The 3,375-nt window shown below is 38.4% G+C and carries 3 protein-coding genes, 1 other RNA gene and 1 pseudogene; all 5 read left to right on the top strand.

All coding sequences use genetic code 11. From position 1 onward, the window contains the following. Nucleotides 1–413: 413 nt before the first annotated feature. An RNA gene (gene ffs / locus GX687_06675) (signal recognition particle sRNA large type) lies at nt 414–679 on the top strand. A gap of 81 nt (nt 680–760) precedes the next feature. Then, nucleotides 761–2,131, top strand: a complete 1,371-nt coding sequence (gene dnaX / locus GX687_06670) for a DNA polymerase III subunit gamma/tau (protein HHX97118.1) — start codon at nt 761–763, stop codon at nt 2,129–2,131. A 14-nt stretch (nt 2,132–2,145) separates the two neighbouring features. Then, entirely contained in the window at nt 2,146–2,469 is a 324-nt protein-coding gene (locus GX687_06665; GenBank protein ID HHX97117.1) for a YbaB/EbfC family nucleoid-associated protein, read from the top strand. Nucleotides 2,470–2,474: 5 nt separating this feature from the next. Beyond that, nucleotides 2,475–3,077 (top strand): annotated as a pseudogene (gene recR / locus GX687_06660) (recombination protein RecR). A 102-nt stretch (nt 3,078–3,179) separates the two neighbouring features. Continuing rightward, nucleotides 3,180–3,375: hypothetical protein (locus GX687_06655; protein ID HHX97116.1), on the top strand; the 196-nt coding region annotated here is incomplete at its 3' end.

Genomic DNA, 3,375 nt, shown 5'->3' with positions numbered 1-3,375 from the left:
GGAGCGAATCCCTCTCTCTCCGCCATAAAATAAAGGATTCGAACGGGCGTAAAAAAATGCGTATGAGCATTTTTTAGCCCTGGCGTGATAGGGGTCGAAGACCCCGGAGCGAATCCCTCTCTCTCCGCCATAAATAAAGGATTCGAACGGGCGTAAAAAAATGCGTATGAGCATTTTTTAGCCCTGGCGTGATAGGGGTCGAAGTCTTTGTAATAATTGAAATTAAATAAGTCAAATCGTTTGTGAAAGCGATCTGACTTGTTTTTTCTTAGAAGAATTAGCGGGATTTTTCCTGTGTGGATTTTTGCTTTTGGTTGATTGTCAAGAATACAGCTTTCAAGGGAGAGCTGTATTCTTGACAATTAGGCGAAATTTAAGTATTATTAGAAGGTAGCAGAGTTAAATAGTTTTGACCGTGCTAGATGGGGAGGTAGCGGTGCCCTATAACCTGCAACCCGCTATAGCAGGATTGAATTCCCGGTCTGAGGATTATCCTTGTGGGGTCTGCCTCCGAAAAGTGGTGTTGAAGATTGGGTCCTACGCAACGAAAATTTGTGAACTCCGTCAGGTCCGGAAGGAAGCAGCGGTAAGCAAAACCTTTCGTGTGCCGTAGGGGAACCTAATTGGAGCTAACTGGCGGAGTAACGTCCGGAAGGCACATTCAAGGACGGGTGCACGGTCATTAATTTTTTGAGGGGCGGCTTGCTTTAAAGGTCGCTTTTTATATATGCTAAAGGAAAGGGAATGGGGTGAAAGGGAGTTGTCTTACCGGGTTTTATACCGTGAATGGCGTCCGGAAAAATTTGCTGATTTAGTAGGTCAAGATCATATTCGGGATACCATATGTAATGCTTTAGTTCAGAAAAAGATAGGACATGCCTATTTATTTTCCGGTCCTCGTGGAACGGGTAAAACAAGTTTGGCTAAAATTTTAGCTAAAACAGTTAATTGTTTAGCACCCCAAGGGATAGAACCCTGTTGTGAATGTCAAAATTGCTTGGATGTTCAAGCTGGGCGTTCTTTAGATGTTTTAGAAATTGATGCTGCTTCTAATCGAGGGATTGAAGAAATTCGGGAATTAAAAGAAAAATTAAACTTTGTGCCCAGCCAAGGTAAATATAAGGTTTATATAATTGATGAGGTGCATATGCTCACCACAGAGGCTTTTAATGCTTTATTGAAGACATTAGAGGAGCCTCCTGTACACGTTCTTTTTATTCTAGCTACTACCGAACCCCAAAGAATACCAGCAACGATTTTATCTCGTTGCCAAAGATTTGATTTTAAAAAAATTACTCCACAAAAAATTGAGGAAAGATTAAAAGAAATTTTAAATGCACAGCAGGTAACTGCCGAGGAAGGGGTCCTAGATTTATTAGTTAAAAAGGCTGAGGGTGGTTTGCGTGATGCAATCGGTTTTTTGGATCAATGTCTTTCCTTGGAAAATGAACATCTGACATTGGAAAAGGCCTATGAAGTATTGGGTTTAGTTAAACAGGAGACATTGTATGCTCTTTTACAGGCTATTAATGAGCAGGATGCTGCCCAAACTTTAAAAATTATTGTTGAAGTCTTGAATTCTGGCATTGAACCCGGACAGGTAATTAAGGATTTATTGGACTATTTACATCAGTTATTGTTATTACAGGTTTGTGGTGAAGAAACGGAATTAGTGTTATTGTCTAGTGAAATGCGAATCCAAATGAAAAAACAGGCAACAGAATTGGGAACAGCTTGGCTGCTTGAGGTTATGGAGCATTTAGCTTATGTGGAGAGCCAAAGTCGTTGGTATACTAATTTAAAAGTAGTTTTGGAAACATTATTATTAAATTTAATTTATCGTGTTCAGCAATCTAGACAAAAAAAAGAAGCACCTCTTTTATCTGTGATTAAAGAAAAGTGGCCACAGCTTATGGAGCAAATTAAAAATTCTCGCAGAGCTTTACATGCTTTTTTAATGGAATGCATGCCCCATGAAATTAAAGATGAAAGTTTGGTTTTACGTTTTAAAAAAGGTTATCAATTTCATTGTGAGCAGGTAGCTATGGAAGAAAATAAAAAGGTAGTTGAAATGATTTTGCAGGATTTGTTGGGTGTTGTGTTAAAAATAGAATGTTGTGTAGAACAATAAAGGAGGAAAAGGCAATGGGTTTTGGTGGTGGAAATATGCAAAAAATGCTTAAACAAGTTCAAAAAATGCAGGCTGATATGGTAAAGATACAGGAGAAGCTTGCAGAAATGACTGTTGAAGGAACTGCGGGTGGGGGAGTAGTTAAAATTATTATGAATGGGAAACAAGAAGTTATGGATATTTCTTTGGAGCCGGAAATTTTAGATCCGGAAGATAGTGAATTAATAGAGGATTTACTAATGGCTGCTTTTAATGAAGCCTTACGTAAAGTACAGGATTTGGCTGAAGAACAAATGGGTAAAGCTACCGGTGGTTTAAATATTCCGGGGTTGTTTTAGACATTATGTATCAATATGCCGAAGCATTAACCCGTTTAATGGAACAGTTTGCCCGTTTGCCGGGTATCGGTCCTAAAACGGCACAACGGTTATCCTTTTATGTGTTGAATAAAATGAATCCGGTGGAAGTAAAGAATTTTGCTCAAGCCCTTTTAGATGTAAAAGAAAAAATTACTGTTTGTCCGGTTTGTTGTAATTTAACTGATATTACACCTTGTCGTCTTTGCCAAGATGAACAGCGGGATCAATCTCAAATATGTGTAGTGGAAGAGGCCCAAGATGTTTTAGCCATTGAGAGAACCTGAGAATATAAGGGATTATATCATGTGCTTCAGGGACGAATCTCACCTCTTGAGGGTAAGGGACCTGGGGATTTAAAAATTAATGAGCTTTTAAAGCGTTTGCAAACAGGAAAAATTAAAGAGGTAGTCCTTGCTACTAATCCGGATGTGGAGGGAGAAACTACTGCTCTTTATCTTTTGAAATTATTAAAACCTCTTGGATTGAGGGTAACGCGTATTGCTCACGGGATACCTGTAGGTGGAGATTTAGAATATGCGGATATAGCGACTTTAACTAGGGCCCTAACGGGTAGAAGGGAAGTTTAAGCCATAATTATGGCTTAATTTTTTTATGAATTATCTGTAAAATTTTGCAGGAAAAAAGAAGTTTTTGTAGAAATGTTGATTGGGGGGAAAGGATGAGATTTATTGTTAAAATATACTTCCCTTTTAGCTCATTATGATCAGAATTATCCGGAAAGGGCACAGCCATTGATTGAACATTTATTAAATGTTGCCTTTCGAGCACGTGATCTGGGCTCAATAATTGGTTTAGGAAGCATATGTCAATTAATTGGTCTTTTACATGACTTTGGAAAGCATTATAAGGATTTTCAGGCATATT

The sequence above is a fragment of the Clostridia bacterium genome (assembly GCA_012841935.1).
Taxonomy (GTDB): domain Bacteria; phylum Bacillota; class Peptococcia; order DRI-13; family DTU073; genus DUTS01.
The sequence above is the reverse complement of the archived record's forward strand: the minus strand, read 5'-3'. Positions and strand labels throughout refer to the sequence as shown.

What these genes read in the sequence shown, in the direction of transcription:
- GX687_06665 (HHX97117.1), top strand. Translation starts at nt 2,146, where the DNA reads ATGGGTTTTGGTGGTGGAAATATGCAAAAAATGCTTAAACAAGTTCAA.